Raw genomic sequence first — 1,238 nt, 5'->3', positions numbered from 1 at the left:
TGTAGTGGTCAACTAATCCCGGACAGTGTTTTAAGTTTTTCTTCAGCTAACGCAGGCGGGATCCCTGCATTAAACGCATGGGGCCGCTGGCGATTGTAATAACCCATCAGGTACTCCCCGATGTCCTTCCTGGCAGCGCAGATGCTCGGGTAGCCCAAGGCCGGTATCCATTCACTCTTCAAGCTCCGGAATAGCCTCTCCATAGGCGCATTATCCCAACAGTTTCCCCGTCGGCTCATGCTCTGACTCATGCGGTAACGCCATAATCGTTGGCGAAACAGGCGACTGGCGTATTGGCTACCTTGATCCGTGTGAAATAGCACTCCAGGCGGTCTACCTCGTTGCTCATAGGCATGGTCCAGTGCATTGGCTACCAACTCGGCATTGGGTCGTGCCGATAATGCCCAACCGATGACCCTACGAGTGTATAGATCAAGGACTACCGCTAGATAACTCCAGCATTGCCCGGCCCAGACATAGGTAATATCGCCGCACCAGACCTGATTGGGCCGACTGACCATGAATTTACGATCTAGATGGTTCGGAATATCTGGACGCTCGACGGTGGCCTGCTTGTAAGCGTGGGGGCCTGGTTGCTTACAGACCAACCCTAGCTCTTGCATGAGGCGGCGAACCTTGAAGCGCCCAATGGCAGTACCTTCGTCATTGAGCATGGCGGTGATCATGCGACTACCCGCCGAGCTGCGGCTCTTGGTGAATAACCGGTTCACGGCAGCTCTGAGCGTCAAACGCTCGACATCGATGCATGAACGCTTGCGACGGTGTTCATAATAGCTGGAACGAGATACGCCAAACGCCTCACAGACCATTTCTACCGACTCCTGCTCACTCAACTGGTCTATCAGCGCGTACGATTCAGTTCGTCCGACATCAAGAGAGCAGTAGCCTTTTTTAATATTGCTTTTTCCCGCTCCAGACGATGGACCTGGGCTTCCAGTTCCTGTATCCGCTGCTGCTCCGGCGTCAGTGCCTTGGACTTGGGCGTGACACCATCACGCTCCTCCGCGAGCTGCCTTACCCATCGTCGCAGCGCGCTTTCCACAACGCCGAGCGAACGGCTGGCTTCGGTGATGGAATATCCCTCATCCAGTACCAGACAAGCAGCCTCCTGCTTGAACTCCGGCGTGAAAGATCGTCGTTTTCTGGTCATCAGACACCTCGCTAGGGGTGGCAAGCGTACCACCTACATAGGTGTCCAGTTTTATTGAACCACTACA

At 54.6% G+C, this 1,238-nt stretch carries 1 protein-coding gene; it reads right to left on the bottom strand.

Translation table 11 applies throughout. From position 1 onward, the window contains the following. Nucleotides 1–8: 8 nt before the first annotated feature. A protein-coding gene (locus BM194_RS20385) for an IS3 family transposase (RefSeq protein WP_092850765.1) occupies nucleotides 9–1,171 on the bottom strand; the annotation gives its coding sequence in 2 pieces (ribosomal slippage) (nucleotides 9–916 and nucleotides 916–1,171; 1,164 coding nt in all). Nucleotides 1,172–1,238: the final 67 nt, after the last annotated feature.

Origin of the sequence: Modicisalibacter xianhensis, from assembly GCF_900113605.1 — a bacterium.
In the GTDB taxonomy this organism is placed as follows: Bacteria; Pseudomonadota; Gammaproteobacteria; order Pseudomonadales; family Halomonadaceae; genus Modicisalibacter; species Modicisalibacter xianhensis.
Note: the sequence above shows the minus strand (reverse complement) of the source record. Positions and strands in the feature narration are given on the sequence as shown.